Raw genomic sequence first — 15,563 nt, 5'->3', positions numbered from 1 at the left:
GTGCGTTGCGGTTCGGCAGAGTGAGACATGGGCCTTGTCGGCGCCGGAGCCCGTCGGCGACACGCAGAACCTTATACGTCGGCTGCGGAGACGTTCGAGAGCAGACGCCGCAGTGCTGATGGGTTTCGACTTCCCGATCGGTCTTCCGGCCGCCTACGGCAGAGTTCTGGGGACACCCGACTTCCGTTCCTTTTTGGGGACGAACAGTGACGCACGCTTTTCACGATGGTTCGACGTCGCGGAGCATCGCGATGATATCTCCATCGACCGACCATTCTATCCGATGCGGCCTGGGGGCACGCAGCGGCAGCATCTTTTCGACGCTTTGGGGCTGAGGGCCAAGGATCTTCTGCGCCGCTGCGAGCGGGCGACGCCGGATCGCGGCGACGCCTGCATGTTGTTCTGGACGCTCGGCGGCAATCAGGTGGGCAAGGCCGCCTTGACCGGCTGGCGTGAGATTATCCTCCCGAACCTCGGGGAGCTATCGCTCTGGCCCTTCGACGGAACGCTCGATGAGCTGATGATGCCGGGCGCCACTGTTGTCGCCGAGACCTATCCCGGCGACGTCTATGGGCAGCTTGGCATCCCCCGACGTCCGGTATGGAGTAAGCGAAAGCAAAACGGACGCCGGTCCGTGGCAAGTCATCTGATGCGGTGGCTGGAGAACAGGCCACACGTCGACGGGAGCGGACTCCAAGGTCTTATCAGCGACGGTTTCGGAACCGGCAAGGACGGTGAAGACCGGTTCGACGCGACAGTCGGCCTGCTTGGCATGATCGACGTCGTCGATGGCCGACGGGGCGAAGGCGTACCGGAAGCTGATGATGTCAAAACTTGGGAAGGCTGGATCCTTGGTCAGCAGGCTTAAGTCTCCCGCACGTTGATCCACGGCGAATCGATCTGATGCAGGTTGTCGGCAACTCGAAACAAATTGCGCTCATTCGATTCAGAATCTCTGGACGAACGATTCGAGGGTCCGGGGCAACGTTTCCACACTCTTGGCAAACGTTTCGATCGGCCAGATTTCCGATTCACCTGATATCGGAAGGGTGGGACGCCGTGCGTCCGGATCCGTCAACATAGCTGCGGGATTGCCGGCAACTTGTCTCGACGCGCCCGCAACCTGAAACAAATTGCGCTCATTCGATTCGAAACTCCGGAATTCCGATTCAAAACACAATGATTCCGTTTCGGCGACAAACGCCTTGCGCCATGTCGCCGGTCCTCTGACCATAAGAGTGCCATCAACGAAAACAGGGGGAAGATGACATGGCGCGACAGACATTGGAGGAGCGGAACGCGAAACAGAGGGAACGGCAGCAGCGGCTGAGGGACCGGCATCGGGCCGAGCGGCGCCCGGATCGAGACGACGTCGCGCGCACCATGCTGTTCTGGGCAATCACCGGCTATCTGAAGGAAGATCGGCCCGATCGTATCGATCAGCTCGCCGACGCCGTGACTGCCCTGCTGGTGGACCAGGGCTTTGACGAGCGGGCTTCTTACGAAGTCTTCGATGATCTCGTCGATCGCTATGTCCGCGATGACCGTCCCTTCCGAAGTAAGCCTCACCTGCGGGACTGACGATTTCAGGCCATCTGCTCTGCCTGATCGCGAGCTTTTTGCAAACGGCGTTATCATCAGGGACTTCGTCCCCCCGTTACTTCGTGAAACGCCGTTTGCAACTGAATCGCTTTTATGAAGCCTTCCCCCTGTGTAACCCTTGGTTACCGGAGGTTAACTCCATTCCAATAGCTCGCGTGCCTCGCATCTGCGGGAACGACGAACAACAGCTACGTGAATGGAAATGAACCAATTTTCTGCCAAAGCTTTTCAACGCAAGATCGATGCCTTCTGCCAACTGCGGCTGGCGCCGCTTTTCAAGGAAGATGAACTTCCCCGGCTGAAGTGGTATATGCACACGCTCATTCAGACGAGGAGACCGGCGCCAAGAACCAGCGGCAAGACAGACTGGGACGTTGTCGCGGCAGCCTGCGGCGTGGACGCCAATCTGCTCGCGGACAATGCACGTCAGATCGATCCGGCCTTCGACGCGATTGCTCGCTGGATCCGAGACACGCGTCTGTCAGCCCCCGCGGCGACCTCCGAAGTCCGTCAAACACAGACGACGCCGAGGACGAAGGCAGGCCCTTCCGCTTCCCCGCCTGCCTCGCGGATGCCGAAGCAGCCAACATCAGCGCGCCCGGTTACCGCAGCAAGCACCCGAGTACATCTGGAATATCCAGAAGCACTCTTCGACGTCTGGGACGATCCGGCGGACTTCTCGGAAGCTTTGCAGCTTCATCTTCGGCGCCATGGTGAAACCTACTGGACGCTCTATCGCGGCATCATTGGTCCAGATGACGTCACAGACAAGAATACGCTTCTAAGCTGGATCGAAGGTCGGAAGGTACCTCGGAGTATCGAGAGTTTCGAGATCTTGTCACGGATCGAGCGACGGTACCGGCTCCCGGCCGGCTACTTCAAAGCCAAGCTTCCACACCCGTCGCGATCGGCGTCAGGGTTTGAGCTCTCCGGAATAGAGCCTGCCGAGAGGCGTCGGATCGCCTGGCATCTCCCCGAGGATTTCAACACGCTGTCCTTCCAGAAAAGGGAGGAGATCATCGATTGGGTACGGCGGGTTATTATCAGCGGCACGACAGACTACAGGAAGTACCAGGCAGCAGCCGCCAAACAACGCTACGCCATCCGTTTTCCCGGCGTCTCCTACGGCGGGCGGGCGCCACGCGACGGAAAGATCATTGTGCCTGCGAACTACGAGGAGACCTGGGTCGAGGATCCTGACCTGCTGTCAGGCGTCATAGAGCGCCACCGGCACTTGCCTTGGAAATGGCCGACCTGGTGCGCTTCAAGACGTCAGCTCTAACGTCGGTCGGTTTTCAGCGGAACGGGGTCTGGGGCGAAGAAACCGCCTCGCAGAAGATCGAGCATCTCGGGCTGATGTTCGGCGCCCTTGCAGCCGCGAGAGATGGAGAGGTGAAGGGCTACGGGGTGCCGGTCCGGCAGTTGACGTTCGGGCTCCTCATTTTCCCCGGCGTCTGGGATTGGTATCTGCAGTGGCGGGAGACTCGCCGCGGCTTCTTCACTGCTTGGGAAGTCGACATGTTGCGGATCGCCTTGGCGATCACCAAGGAGGAGACCGGATGGCTACGACAGCATCCGGAGCTTTTGGCGCGCGTTCAACCGATTGCCGGCCTCGTCTCGCAAAACGAGATCGACTATGCGAATGCAGACTGGCACGGTGCCTGCGACGACTTCCACAAGCATGCTGCCCACCGCGTCAAGGAAATCCAGCGGATCGCTCGCGTCCATCGCGATCCGTTCGAGCCGATCATGCCGGTCCTCGAGGCGGCGAGCCCCGTTGGCGAGTATCGCAAGATCACGGAGGAAATCGTCCGCCTGATGCCGGATGAACATCGTTATCCTCGGCCGGCTGCCGAAGCCGTTCGTTCATTTCTAATGCTGAGGCTTGGTTTGCACTTGGGGCTCCGCCAGAAGAACCTCCGGCAACTGATGCTCAATCCGAAAGGATCGATGCCGCGTTCGGAGCGCGCGCTGGAAAAGATGAAGCGCGGCGAAATCCGTTGGAGTGATCGGGAAGGCGGCTGGGAGGTGTTTATTCCTGCTGTCGCCTTCAAGAACGCCCACTCGTCCTTCTTTGGCGACAAGCCCTTTCGCCTTGTTCTTCCGGACCTTCTGGATCTCTACAAGTACATCGACGCCTATGTCGACCGGCACCGCTCGGTGCTGCTACGGTCAGCCGCGGATCCCGGCACGTTCTTCGTCAAAACGGTCAAGACGACGAGCACCGACGCGGCTTACGACACGACCAGCTTCTACGAGGCGTGGCGTCTCATCATCCAGCGCTACGGCATCTACAACCCCTATACCGGACGAGGCGCGATCAAGGGGCTGCTACCGCACGGTCCGCATAACGTTCGTGACGTGCTGGCGACCCACATCCTGAAGCAGACTGGCTCATATGAGCAGGCGAGCTACGCCATCCAGGACACCGCCGAAATGGTCGCCAAGCACTACGGGCGCTTTTTGCCCCAGGACAAGGCCGCACTTGCGGCGCGCATCCTCAATCAGGTCTGGGAAGCCGCCTAAGGCAGAGGGAGGCGTCGGAAATTATTTCCGGCGTCTCGCCTCGTTCTTTGCTTCGCGCGCCCACGGTGGTGGCAGCCGTTTTTCGATCCATGGCAGCAGTTTGATCGGCTTCGGTTCGATGCCGGCGGTGATGATCGGATACTTGCTAAGAGCATCGCGCATCAACGGCAGACCAGCGGGGTTGGTGTAGCGAAGGCTTGTCTCGCCCCCTTGGCTCAGCCGTCCGGAGATGTCGTCGATGACCAAGGGCGGGACGCCCGCCTGAAGGAGGGTATCTGCCATGCCGTGGCGGAACGCGTGCAAAGCGCGATCCCACATCTTCTCTCCGAGGCACTGTTTCATGATCGGGAGGAAGACGTCGTAGAAGCGGTCGCCCGGATCATTCAAGGTCTTGTCGGAGAAGAGGTCGGGGAACACGGCCTCGTACCCCAGCTCCTGGAGCAATGCACAATAGTCCAGGAAGCCCAAGCGTACCAGCTCGTCCGGGAGTGGCAAGAACCGCTCTGATTGCTCAGTCTTGAGCCGCCGAAATTTGTTTGTCCGCAGGATCAGCACAAGGCCGCCGTCGTCCTCCGCGATGTCGTCCAACGCAAGCCCTGCAAACTCGAGTCTGCGCGCACAGAGATAGGAAAACATAACGGGCAGAAAATAAGCCGCGTCATGAAAGACGTGCGGTCCCGGCTTCTTGCGACCCCGGTCGTGGTTTAGCGAGCCAGTATAGATCGGGCTGGAAAAAATCGGTTTGATTTCGTCGGGCTTTGGCTTGTGCTGTTGTCTGCGAATACTGCCAAGCTTCGGCTTTTTCGGCCTCAAGCCTTCAAAGGTCCAATCTTCGACGTCAAACCCGTGGCCGCGGACATGTTTCAGGAAATGGTTCAAATTTCCGAAGTGTTTGCGGATGGTGGCTGCCTTCAAGCCCACGGCCGCCTCTTTGCCTTCCGTCTCGGCTTGGTCGCGCAGCTTCTGCCCTTCGGCGCGAAGCTCGAGGGCCGACATCGCCCTCATTCTGGCGCTCTTTCCCCAGCTAACGGGAATTTCATTGAAGTGCTGGCGAAGCTTGCCGAGATGATACTGGGTAATCTGCCCGGTGTGTTCGACCCCGTGCTCTTCGAGCACGCCCTTGAAGATGCGGACCAGCGCACGAGCGTCACGTGCGGTAGCCTCGTCCCAAGCGTCCTTCATGTTCTTGACGAGCTTTTCGCACTCGGCTTCGAAATCAGCGAGGTGAATGACGGGTCGGGTCTTTTCCTCAACCGGCTCTTTGAGGATCGACTGCGGCGAGGGAGTGAGATCAAGCTCCCTGATCGGCCAAGCTTCGAGCGTAGGGGGCGCAACAGCGTCATCGGCGGAGGCCGTGATCTCCGACAATGGCGGCGCCGTTTTGAGGGCTGCAACATCAATGAAGTCAGGCTGCGTCCTCGAAGCCGAACCGCCCGTGAGTTCGCTGAGGTCACGATCGGCAAGAGGATGCCGTTCCGCGACGTCGAACAGAGCTTCTGCCCGCCCGTTGAAATAGGCCTTCATGGCCTTTTCCTCGTTGAGCGGGTTTGGACTGATTTCGAAGAGGTGCATCAATCTTCGAATGCCCTCCTTGAAGCCGCGCGTGTTGGCCTCGTGAAGCAGTTCGAAATAATTGGAGCCGATCGCGAAGATATGGGAGGCGGGAACCCCGTTTTGCCTGAGGTAGGCTAAGCCGCGGCAATCGTCCTTCAGCGTCAGGTGATGGGTGATGCCGAACATGCCGAGCAGTCGATAGGCCCATCCATTTTCGACATCCATTTCCAGCTCTGTGATGTCGGCGGGACGGCCATAGCGCCGCGCCGCCATCGAGACATCTTCCAGATGCATGAGCATCATGTCTCGTTCGTGTTCGCAAAGCTTTTGGAGCTGCGCCTTGGACATGGGTTCCTTCTGCTTCAACTTCAGTTCGGCGACAAGCATGTTGAGCTTGCGGCCGATCGTCTGCGCTTTTTTATGATCAGAACAGTGAAGGCTCAGTGAAAGCCGGCTGCCCGGTCGGCATTGCCCGAAGGCGCTTGGGACGCGCGCACGCCAATAGAAGATATTGCCGCGGCGGGTGAGGTTTTCGACGTCGTGGCGGACCGCCATGAGGTTGTTGCCCTTGCCTGCCACCGGCGACGCCGCCACGCTTCTTCCGCGTGGGCATCACCTGTGGGCTACAGTTCTGGGCATCAGGTCGCCAATGATGCCAAAACGATATCCGGCACGACTGGAAAATCAAGGAATTAAGGGCATTTAGGGAGAATTGGCTGGGGAACCTGGACTCGAACCAAGATTAACGGAGTCAGAGTCCGTCGTTCTACCATTGAACTATTCCCCAGCAGTGGCCGCCGAAGCATGGCTTGGCTGCTGTGCGGCGCTTATAACCAAAAGCGGGCGGATTGCAAATACCCGTTTTGAAAAAAATCGGTGCTGTGCGGAAGGCGTGAAGCCGGCCGCAAATCCCTCTCCCAAAAAAGAATTTGGTGATTTTGGCGGGCGCTGATATTCTTGCCGCAACGCAAAAATCGAACGAGCGCCTGCTGCATACCTCAGGGAGTTGCGCGGCGCGGTGGAAAAACAACGTGGAAGACCCCGAAGGCGGCGCAAAGCCGCAATTTGACGGGGCGTCGGCGGCAGGGCGCAAGGACGGCAAGAAGTCCAGGCGCCGCAAGGGCAAGCGTGGCGGGCAATCCCGCAACGCGGCCCATCCCGCTTCGCATGAGCTTTCCGGCAATGCCGGGCAGTCTGCGCGCCCGATGGAAGATGCGGCCGGAAATCCGGCCCGCAAGCGAAAGCGTCGCCGCCGTGGCGGCCAAGGCGCTGCGCAGGACGGTGCACCTCATCCCCAAGCCATGGAACAGGCGAGAGCGGCGGGCAATGCCGCCCGGGCCGAAGGCGAGCAGACGCCAAGCCGGCGCAACCGCCGCAAACATCGCGGTAAGCGCGGTCTTCAGGGCCGGCCGCTGACGGCGGCAAAGCCTTCCCTGCCGCAGCAGGAAAGCCGCGCCGAAGAGACGGTGCAGCGCGCCGAGCCGCGCGAGGCGCAAAACAGCGCAAATGCCGGCCGCAGGGGGCGCCAGGATGGCCATGCCCCTTCCGGTTATCCAGGCGATCGCCAGGCCGGCGAACATGCGTGGCCGGACGAACTCTATGCCGCTCTCGATCTCGGCACCAACAATTGCCGTCTTCTCATCGCTCAGCCGACCCGCCCGGGCCAATTCCGCGTGGTCGACGCCTTTTCCCGCATCGTGCGCCTCGGCGAAGGCCTGGCGGCCAGCGGCCGTCTGTCCGACGAGGCGATGGAAAGGGCGATCGAAGCGCTGAGGATCTGCGCCTCCAAGCTCAGAAACCGGGAGATCCGCCGCATGCGGCTGATCGCCACCGAAGCCTGCCGCCAGGCGGTCAATGGTGAGGAGTTCCTCGCCCGCGTCGTTGCCGAAACCGGCCTCGCGCTCGAGATCATCGATCGCGAGACCGAAGCGCGGCTCGCCGTCTCCGGCTGCTCCTCGCTGGTCGGGCGTGAGACCCGTTCCGTCGTGCTCTTCGATATTGGCGGCGGTTCGTCGGAGATCGCCGTCATTCGCATCGGCGACAATCGTTTCAGTCGCCTTGCCAATCACATCACCCACTGGACCTCGCTGCCGGTCGGCGTTGTGACGCTGTCGGAGCGTCATGGCGGGCGCGACGTCACGCCAGAAGCTTTCGAAGGCATGGTGCGCGAAGTTGGCGGCATGCTCGAAGGCTTCGATTGCCCGGAAATCGAGGTCGCGCAGACCGGCGACTTCCATCTGATCGGCACATCGGGCACGGTGACGACGCTTGCCGGCGTCCATCTCGACCTGCCGCGCTATGACCGGCGCAAGGTCGACGGCATCTGGCTGTCCGACGACGAGGTTTCCGCCATGCAGGCAAAACTGCTCTCCTGGAATTTCGAAAGCCGTGCCGCCAATCCCTGCATCGGGCCGGATCGGGCCGATCTGGTGCTCGCCGGCTGCGCCATCCTCGAGGCGATCCGCCGCCGCTGGCCGAGCCCGCGCATGCGGGTCGCCGATCGCGGCTTGAGGGAAGGCCTGCTCACCGACATGATGGCCGATGACGGCGTGTGGCGGCGCAACCGCAACCGCCGCGGCCAGCGGGCTAGATAAGGAGAACGCATGACCAAGGCACCGATCGCGGGAAACCGCACCGGCCGCAAGCTCGGCCAGCGCGTCAAGAACAAGAAGATGAAGGCCTCGTCCCGCCAATGGCTGCAGCGCCACATCAACGATCCCTATGTGCAGCGCGCCCAGCTGGAAGGCTATCGCGCCCGCGCCGCCTTCAAGCTTTTGGAGATCGACGAGAAGCACCATATCCTGCGCGGCGCCAAGCGCATTATCGATCTGGGTGCGGCACCCGGCAGCTGGTCGCAGATCGCCGCCAAGGTCACCGGCTCGACGGACGAGGATATCCGTGTGGCTGCGATCGATTTTCTCGAAATGGCCCAGCTGCCCGGCGTCAAGATCCTGCAGCTCGATTTCCTCGATCCCAGTGCCCCGGAAAAGCTGCTGGAGGCGGTCGGCGGCACGCCCGATCTCGTCTTCTCCGATATGGCAGCACCAACCACCGGCCACCACCGCACCGACCATTTGCGCACCATGCATCTCTGCGAAGTCGCGGCCCAATTCGCCGTCGAGGTGCTGGGGGAGGGCGGACATTTCCTCACCAAGACCTTCCAGGGCGGCACCGAGCGTGAACTACTCGCCATGCTGAAGCAGAACTTCCGCCAGGTCGTCCATGTCAAGCCGAATGCCTCACGCGCGGAATCGGTCGAGATGTTTTTGCTGGCCAAGGGCTTTAAAGGGCGCAAGGCCGAAGGTGACGCTGAGAAAGCTTGATCTTGGGCCGGTCCGGTCCGATGATGACGGTCCCAAGAGTTGAACTGCTGATCCCATGCTTCTGTACATCACGCTCGGAACCAACGACCTTTATCGCGCAGGACAGTTTTACGATGCCGTGCTGCCTTTGCTCGGTTATCGCCGCCAGCATTATTCGGAAGAGGAAATCGGCTATTCCGCCGAGAGCGATACGCGCTGCCGCTTCTGGGTGGTGACGCCCTTCAATCGTCGCCGGGCGACATCAGGCAACGGCGCCATGGTCGCGCTCGCGGCCGAGACCCGGGCGTCCGTCGATGCTTTCCATGCGGCTGCGATCGCGGCAGGCGGCGTCGATGAAGGCGGGCCGGGCTTGCGTCCCTACCACGCCCATTTCTATGCCGCCTATGTGCGCGATCTCGACGGCAACAAGCTCTCTGCCGTCTGCGAAAACCCGGAATAGCGCGATTTGAGGCGCGCAAGGAACGCTGTAGCACCTTGAGCCTATTTCACCATCGTCTGCTCGGCTTCAACAGTCGATACCGTCACCACCTTCGAGCGATGGCCGGAAACGAGTGCGCCGGCATTGCGGTCCATTCTGACGAAGGGAATGGTGGCGATGACGGTCAGTCCGGCGATGATATAGAAGGCAAGGTGAAAATCGGCGACCTGCAGCGCTTCGCCCCTGATATAGATCGAGCTTTCCAGGATCGCGGCGGCGACCGCAACACCGAGCGCCAGGCTCACCTGCTGCATCACCGAGCTCATCGATGTCGCCTGGCTCGCTTCAGCATCGTCGATATCGGCGAAGGCAAGCGCATTGACGCCGGTGAACATGAAGGAGCGGGAAAAGCCGCCGAGCAGCAATACGCCGATGATGACCAGATGCGGCGTTGCCGGCGTGAACAGGCCGGTGACGATGGTCACGACGGTCGTCACCATGGCGGCGCAAAGCAGCGTCGTTCGGAAGCCGACGGCGGCGAAAACGCGCTTTGCCATGAACTTGGTGGTGATCGCCCCAATGGCGCCGGCAAAGGTGATGAGGCCGGATTGGAACGGCGTCAGCCCGAAGCCCAGCTGCAGCATCAACGGCGTCAGGAAGGGCATGGCGCCGACGCAGATGCGAAAGAGCGTGCCGCCCATGGTCGAGGCCCGGAAGGTCGGGTTCTTGAACAGGTTGAGGTTGAGGATTGGCGCCGGGTGGCGCCTGGCATGGCTGATATAGAAGTAGCCGCAGATGAGGCCGATTACGGTAGCGGTGACGCCGATCACTGGCGGCAGGGCCGGCAGGCTGACCACCGACAGGCCGAAGACGACGCCCGACGCCGAAAGCGAGGTGAGCACGAAACCGGTGAAATCAAGCTTCGGCGGCGCCGTCGCCTCGACCTCCGGCAGGAAGATCGTCGCCAGCCAGATGCCGATGATGCCGACCGGCACGTTGATCAGGAAGATCCAGTGCCAGCTGAAATAGGTGGTGATGAAGCCGCCGAGCGGCGGGCCGGTGAGCGGGCCGACCAGCGCCGGGATGGTCAGCAGCGCCATGGCCGAGACCAGATCGCTGCGCTTCGTCGTGCGCACCAGCACCAGACGGCCGACCGGCGTCATCATCGCCCCGCCCATGCCCTGCAGGAAGCGGGCAAACACGAATTCGACGAGGTTGGACGAGACGGCGCAGAAGATCGAGCCGATGACGAAGACCGAGATGGCAAGGCGGAAAATCTTCTTGGCGCCGAACCTGTCGGCCATCCAGCCGCTGACCGGGATGAACACCGCAAGCGCCACCATATAGGAGGTCAGCGCCAGTTTCAGCGTGATCGGCCCGACATTGAGATCCGCTGCGATCGCCGGCAGCGCGGTTGCAATAACGGTGGAGTCCATCTGCTCCATGAAAAGAGCGACGGCGAGGATCAGCGGCACGATACGGTTCATAGGCGGGAGGCCTTGATGGGCTGCGGATGGGAGCTGGGAAGGCCCGTGCTGTTTAGTCCCACTTCGGGGGCCTGCCAATCCCTCAATCCGCCTCGACGACCCGATTGCTTCACGTCTGCGTGAAACGGCTTGTCCGACAACGTCGCGTGTCAAGATTGAGATATATCCTTCCCGTCGGCAGAAGAAATCCGGCCGGAATCGACATCGGGTCCCGTGCAGCGACGCAGCACGTCATGGAAGGATGGACATATGGCAATTTCGTCGGGAATAAAGCGACGCACCCCTTTTGCCGCAGGCCTCGGTATTACAGCGCCGCGCGTCTTTTCAGATGCGCAAAGGACGCTGTAACACTTTGATTGCTGCATAATTTTATCCTTAAATCGAATACGATTTAAGGAATTGTGCAGTCGCAGCGCCGGTCATTTTAAGCGAGAAGGCCGAAGCAGCCGCGACTGGAGAAACCAATAAAATGGATTTGACGCCTTTGCCCGATATCAACCAATTCAGGCTCGGTTCCTATAAGTTTACCGTCGTCCGCGACGGCATCAATGTTTCCGAAAAGCCATATGAAACCTTCGGGACCAATCAGGCTCCCGAGACGGTCCAGGGGTTGCTGAGCGCAAACTTCCTGCCGGCCGACAAGTTCGTGAACGGCTATACGCCGGCGCTCATCGATACCGGTTCGGATGTCATCCTCATCGATACCGGCTTCGGCGAGAGCGGCCGCGCGCGGGGTGCTGGCCAGCTTACCGTGGGGCTGAAGGCCGCAGGCTATTCGGCCGACGACGTCACTCTGGTGGCGCTCACCCACCTGCACGGCGATCATATCGGCGGCCTGATGGAAAACGGCGCGGCGGCCTTCAAAAACGCCCGCTATGTCGTCGGCCAGGCCGAATATGATTTCTGGTCGAACAAGGCACGAGAGGGCACGCCGGCCGAAGGCGGCCACAAGGCGGTGCTTGCCAATGTGTTGCCGCTTGCCGAAAAGACCACCTTCATCAAGGACGGCGACAGCGTCGCGGCCGGCGTCACGGCAATGCTGGCGGCCGGCCACTCGCCGGGCCATATGGTCTTCCACGTCGAGTCCGAGGGCAAGCGCCTGGTTCTCACCGGCGATACCGCCAATCATTATATCCTGTCGCTGCTACAACCGGATTGGGAGGTGCGCTTCGACATGGATAAGGCGCAGGCAGCGGCCAGCCGCCGCAAGGTCTTCGACATGATCGCGAGCGAGAAGATCGCCTTCCTCGGCTACCACATGCCGTTTCCGGCGGTCGGTTTTGCCGAGAAGCAGGATGGCGGCTATCGCTTCGTGCCGAAGTCCTATCAGTTCGACATCTGACATGGAGCCGTTCCAGCGAAACTGCACGGCGGTTTTGCCAGGCAAAGCGCGAAGCGCTTTTGCCGGGAAGGGGTGAAAACAAAGGGATAGGCAATCTCCGTGACCTGGGGAAACCACGGTGTTGCTCCAGGCGCATGGCACCCATGACGAGCCCGGCGGACCGGCCGGGCTTTTTGCTATTTCCTTCCTGTCATAGACGTGTTACCAGCCCTCGCCAACTTCCAAGCAATCCCATGCACACCGCCGGGGCGGACGATTCGTTTCCGGGCCAGGTTGCATTTTCTTAAATGAAGGAATTTGGCCATGGCACGTATCATTGAAACGGCAACCGGCGCGGACGCGCTTACCTTCGACGACGTGCTGCTGCAGCCCGGCCACTCCGAGGTCATGCCCGGCCAGACGAACATCGCGACCCGCATCGCCCGGGATTTCGAGCTCAACATCCCGATCCTCTCTTCAGCCATGGATACCGTCACCGAAAGCCGTCTGGCGATCGCCATGGCCCAGGCCGGCGGCCTCGGCGTCATTCACCGCAACCTGACGCCGGTCGAGCAGGCCGAAGAAGTCCGCCAGGTCAAGAAGTTCGAAAGCGGCATGGTCGTCAATCCGGTCACCATCGGCCCGGAAGCAAAACTTGCCGAAGCGCTCGGCCTGATGAAATCGCACGGCATTTCCGGTATCCCGGTCGTCGAGAAGTCGGGCCGCCTCGTCGGCATCCTGACCAACCGCGACGTGCGCTTCGCCTCCGATCCGGAGCAGAAGATCCACGAGCTGATGACCAAGGACAATCTGGTCACCGTCAAGGAGAGCGTCGATCAGCAGGAGGCCAAGCGCCTGCTGCATTCGCACCGGATCGAGAAGCTGCTGGTCGTCGATACCGAAGGCCGCTGCGTCGGCCTGATCACCGTCAAGGATATCGAGAAGTCGCAGCTGAACCCGAACGCCTCCAAGGATGCGCAGGGCAGGCTTCGCGCCGCCGCCGCCATCAGCGTCGGCGATGACGGCTTCGAGCGTGCCGAACGGCTGATCGAGGCCGGCGTCGACTTGCTGGTCGTCGATACCGCCCACGGCCATTCGCAGCGCGTCCTCGATGCCGTCGCCCGCGTCAAGAAGCTGTCAAACTCGGTTCGCATCATGGCCGGCAACGTCGCCACCTATGACGGTACGCGAGCGCTGATCGATGCGGGTGCCGATGCCGTCAAGGTCGGGATCGGCCCGGGCTCGATCTGCACGACGCGCATCGTCGCCGGCGTCGGCGTTCCCCAGCTTGCCGCCATCATGTCGGCGGTTCAGGCAGCGCAGGCTCAGGATGTGCCCGTCATTGCCGATGGCGGCATCAAATTTTCCGGCGATCTTGCCAAGGCGATCGCCGCCGGCGCTTCCGCCGTGATGATCGGCTCGCTGCTGGCCGGCACCGATGAGAGCCCCGGCGAGGTCTATCTCTACCAGGGTCGTTCCTTCAAAGCCTATCGCGGCATGGGCTCCGTCGGCGCCATGGCCCGCGGCTCGGCCGACCGTTATTTCCAGGCTGAGGTGCGCGACACGCTGAAGCTCGTGCCCGAGGGCATCGAGGGCCAGGTGCCATACAAGGGACCGGTCTCGGCCGTCGTCCATCAGCTCGCCGGCGGCCTCAAGGCGGCCATGGGCTATGTCGGCGGCAAGGATCTGAAGGATTTCCAGGAGCGGGCGACGTTCGTGCGCATTTCCGGCGCCGGCCTTCGCGAAAGCCACGCCCATGACGTGACGATCACCCGCGAAAGCCCGAACTATCCGGGCGCCGGTCTCTGATCATGAGGGCGGGCAGCGGGATTCCGCTCTGGATCATCGCGCTGCTCGCTGCTCTTTGCCTTGCCGTGCTCGCCTGGACAACCTTCGGCTTCGTCGTTCCCTTCAAGCATGAAACCGGGCAGGCGGTGCTCGATACCTATTTCGCCGGTTATGACGAATCGGCCGTCTTCCACATGCAGAAGCTGCTCGATCAGAACGAGACGGCGGCGAAGCTGCTCAGCGCCATGTATTTCGGGCCAGAGCTGATTTTTCCTACCTTGCTGACGGCGCTGCTGTTTCTCACCTCGCTCAAGCTTGGCCCTGTCGGCGCGTGGTTCGGACGATCGCATCCGCTCGTCGGCAAGGCGATCTATCTGCTGCCCTTCGTCTACGGCATCGCCGACTACGGCGAGAACATCTCGAGCCTGATCGCCTTCGGCGACAGTCCTTCCGCAGGCCTTGCCGCGCAGCTGCTGCCATGGATGACAAGGCTGAAATTTGCGAGCCTCGCCATCTCGTGCATCGTTCTGGTCAGGCTGGCCATTGCCCGTTGGCTGTCGCCAAGCCGGGATTGACGCGGCGTCAGCTCCTCCTCCGCCAAACCGGATTTGACAGTCTCGCCAGCATGAAATCGGCAAGGACTTCGACCTTCGCTGGCCGGCTCCGAGCCGAAGGTGTGACGAAATACAGTGCGCCGGTCGGCAGCGTCCAGTCGGGAAGGATTGGCGTCAATTGGCCGTCGACGAGATAGTCATGCGCGAGAAACTCGGGTAGTTCGATGATCCCGAGGCCCCGTAGCGCCATTGGCACCAATGTTTGCGAATTGGTGGCCCTGAGAGAGCCGTTTGGCACGATGACCTCCTCCTTGCCTTCGCTATTGCGCAGGCGCCAGACATCCTGTCGCGCCCTGTTGGCGTATCCGAGGCAATGGCGAGCCGTTAGCTCGCGGGGATGTTTCGGCACGCCGTACCGTTCGAGGTATGCGGGTGCCGCGAGAATGAAGCGATCTACCGGCGCCAGCCTGCGGGCGACCAATGACGAATCCGGCAGGACCGCGATTCTGAGTGCCGCATCGAAGCCGTCTCCCACGATATCGACGACAGCATCGCTCATGTGCAGGTCGATGGAAATCTCCGGAAAGAGCTCGAAAAAGTCAGGCAAGATTGGGGCGAGCCAGCGTGTCCCGAAGTCCATCGGCGCGGCAAGCCTGATGAGCCCCTTCGGTCGGGTAGCAAGTTCCCGGGCAGCATCCTCTGCCATCTCGGCCTCAGCATAGATCCGTGCAGCGCTTTCGACCAGTCGCAGGCCGAAATCGGTCAAAGCGAGCTGACGAGAGGTGCGGTTGAAGAGCCTTGCGCCCAGCCTCTGCTCAAGACGGCTTACGGCCCGCGAAACCGTCGGCACCGACACGCCGAGCGTCTGCGCAGCCCGAGCGAAAGAACGCTCCTCGGCGACCTTTGCGAACATCGCCAGTCCTTCGAAATCGGGAAATTTGTTCATTTCATTCCTGAAACGATAGCTTTCAATTCTTTCTATTCTGAAAC

Annotated in this window: 11 protein-coding genes, 1 tRNA gene and 1 pseudogene; 9 read left to right on the top strand and 4 right to left on the bottom strand. The window is 61.2% G+C overall.

Annotated elements, in window-relative coordinates; all coding sequences use genetic code 11:
• The first annotated feature begins 118 nt into the window (after positions 1 to 118).
• From ACS4RS_RS03425 to ACS4RS_RS03415, 3 genes and pseudogenes are all read left to right on the top strand, one after another.
• A complete protein-coding gene (locus ACS4RS_RS03425; protein WP_449313987.1) occupies positions 119 to 868 on the top strand; it encodes a DUF429 domain-containing protein in 750 nt (249 codons plus the stop codon).
• A 401-nt stretch (positions 869 to 1,269) separates the two neighbouring features.
• Positions 1,270 to 1,581: a hypothetical protein gene (locus ACS4RS_RS03420; protein ID WP_439008713.1), complete on the top strand. Its 312-nt coding sequence runs from the start codon at positions 1,270 to 1,272 to the stop codon at positions 1,579 to 1,581.
• Positions 1,582 to 1,798: 217 nt separating this feature from the next.
• Positions 1,799 to 4,128, top strand: a pseudogene (locus tag ACS4RS_RS03415) (hypothetical protein).
• Positions 4,129 to 4,149: 21 nt separating this feature from the next.
• Here the strand turns inward: ACS4RS_RS03415 and ACS4RS_RS03410 are convergent.
• A complete protein-coding gene (locus ACS4RS_RS03410) occupies positions 4,150 to 6,276 on the bottom strand; it encodes a DUF6538 domain-containing protein (RefSeq protein ID WP_439008715.1) in 2,127 nt (708 codons plus the stop codon).
• Positions 6,277 to 6,395: 119 nt separating this feature from the next.
• A tRNA-Gln gene (locus ACS4RS_RS03405) sits at positions 6,396 to 6,469 on the bottom strand.
• 244 nt (positions 6,470 to 6,713) lie between these two features.
• On the opposite strand from ACS4RS_RS03405, the gene ACS4RS_RS03400 reads away from it, so the two are divergent.
• Genes ACS4RS_RS03400 through ACS4RS_RS03390 form a run of 3 tightly spaced genes read left to right on the top strand, consistent with a single transcriptional unit; the run spans position 6,714 to position 9,444 of the window.
• On the top strand, positions 6,714 to 8,276 hold the full coding sequence (locus ACS4RS_RS03400) for a Ppx/GppA phosphatase family protein (protein WP_439008716.1): 1,563 nt from the start codon (positions 6,714 to 6,716) through the stop codon (positions 8,274 to 8,276).
• A gap of 9 nt (positions 8,277 to 8,285) precedes the next feature.
• Positions 8,286 to 9,005: an SAM-dependent methyltransferase gene (locus ACS4RS_RS03395; RefSeq protein WP_439008717.1), complete on the top strand. Its 720-nt coding sequence runs from the start codon at positions 8,286 to 8,288 to the stop codon at positions 9,003 to 9,005.
• 55 nt (positions 9,006 to 9,060) lie between these two features.
• A complete protein-coding gene (locus tag ACS4RS_RS03390) occupies positions 9,061 to 9,444 on the top strand; it encodes a VOC family protein (RefSeq protein ID WP_184693065.1) in 384 nt (127 codons plus the stop codon).
• 41 nt (positions 9,445 to 9,485) lie between these two features.
• On the opposite strand, the gene ACS4RS_RS03385 is transcribed toward ACS4RS_RS03390, so the two are convergent.
• Complete coding sequence (locus tag ACS4RS_RS03385) at positions 9,486 to 10,910, bottom strand: DHA2 family efflux MFS transporter permease subunit (RefSeq protein ID WP_439008718.1); 1,425 nt, start codon at positions 10,908 to 10,910, stop codon at positions 9,486 to 9,488.
• Between the two features lie 379 nt (positions 10,911 to 11,289).
• Here ACS4RS_RS03385 and ACS4RS_RS03380 point away from each other — a divergent pair, with 379 nt between their 5' ends.
• From ACS4RS_RS03380 to ACS4RS_RS03370, 3 genes are all read left to right on the top strand, one after another.
• Positions 11,290 to 12,252 carry an MBL fold metallo-hydrolase gene (locus ACS4RS_RS03380; protein ID WP_439011764.1) on the top strand — a complete coding sequence of 321 codons (963 nt, stop codon included), beginning with the start codon at positions 11,290 to 11,292 and terminating at the stop codon, positions 12,250 to 12,252.
• 303 nt (positions 12,253 to 12,555) lie between these two features.
• The gene (gene guaB / locus ACS4RS_RS03375; protein ID WP_439008719.1) at positions 12,556 to 14,040 is read left to right on the top strand and encodes an IMP dehydrogenase; all 1,485 of its coding nucleotides are present in this window, start codon (positions 12,556 to 12,558) and stop codon (positions 14,038 to 14,040) included.
• Positions 14,041 to 14,042: 2 nt separating this feature from the next.
• Positions 14,043 to 14,594: a hypothetical protein gene (locus ACS4RS_RS03370; protein WP_449313875.1), complete on the top strand. Its 552-nt coding sequence runs from the start codon at positions 14,043 to 14,045 to the stop codon at positions 14,592 to 14,594.
• A 7-nt stretch (positions 14,595 to 14,601) separates the two neighbouring features.
• Here the strand turns inward: ACS4RS_RS03370 and ACS4RS_RS03365 are convergent, their stop codons facing one another.
• A complete protein-coding gene (locus ACS4RS_RS03365; RefSeq protein WP_439008721.1) occupies positions 14,602 to 15,519 on the bottom strand; it encodes a LysR substrate-binding domain-containing protein in 918 nt (305 codons plus the stop codon).
• Positions 15,520 to 15,563 lie beyond the last annotated feature (44 nt).

Source organism: Rhizobium sp. F40D2 (assembly GCF_051810745.2).
Classification (GTDB): Bacteria; Pseudomonadota; Alphaproteobacteria; order Rhizobiales; family Rhizobiaceae; genus Rhizobium.
The sequence above is the reverse complement of the archived record's forward strand: the minus strand, read 5'-3'. Positions and strand labels throughout refer to the sequence as shown.

What these genes read in the sequence shown, in the direction of transcription:
- ACS4RS_RS03365 (WP_439008721.1), bottom strand. Translation starts at nt 15,519, where the DNA reads ATGAACAAATTTCCCGATTTCGAAGGACTGGCGATGTTCGCAAAGGTC.
- ACS4RS_RS03385 (WP_439008718.1), bottom strand. Translation starts at nt 10,910, where the DNA reads ATGAACCGTATCGTGCCGCTGATCCTCGCCGTCGCTCTTTTCATGGAG.
- ACS4RS_RS03390 (WP_184693065.1), top strand. Translation starts at nt 9,061, where the DNA reads ATGCTTCTGTACATCACGCTCGGAACCAACGACCTTTATCGCGCAGGA.
- ACS4RS_RS03425 (WP_449313987.1), top strand. Translation starts at nt 119, where the DNA reads ATGGGTTTCGACTTCCCGATCGGTCTTCCGGCCGCCTACGGCAGAGTT.
- guaB (WP_439008719.1), top strand. Translation starts at nt 12,556, where the DNA reads ATGGCACGTATCATTGAAACGGCAACCGGCGCGGACGCGCTTACCTTC.
- ACS4RS_RS03420 (WP_439008713.1), top strand. Translation starts at nt 1,270, where the DNA reads ATGGCGCGACAGACATTGGAGGAGCGGAACGCGAAACAGAGGGAACGG.
- ACS4RS_RS03395 (WP_439008717.1), top strand. Translation starts at nt 8,286, where the DNA reads ATGACCAAGGCACCGATCGCGGGAAACCGCACCGGCCGCAAGCTCGGC.
- ACS4RS_RS03370 (WP_449313875.1), top strand. Translation starts at nt 14,043, where the DNA reads ATGAGGGCGGGCAGCGGGATTCCGCTCTGGATCATCGCGCTGCTCGCT.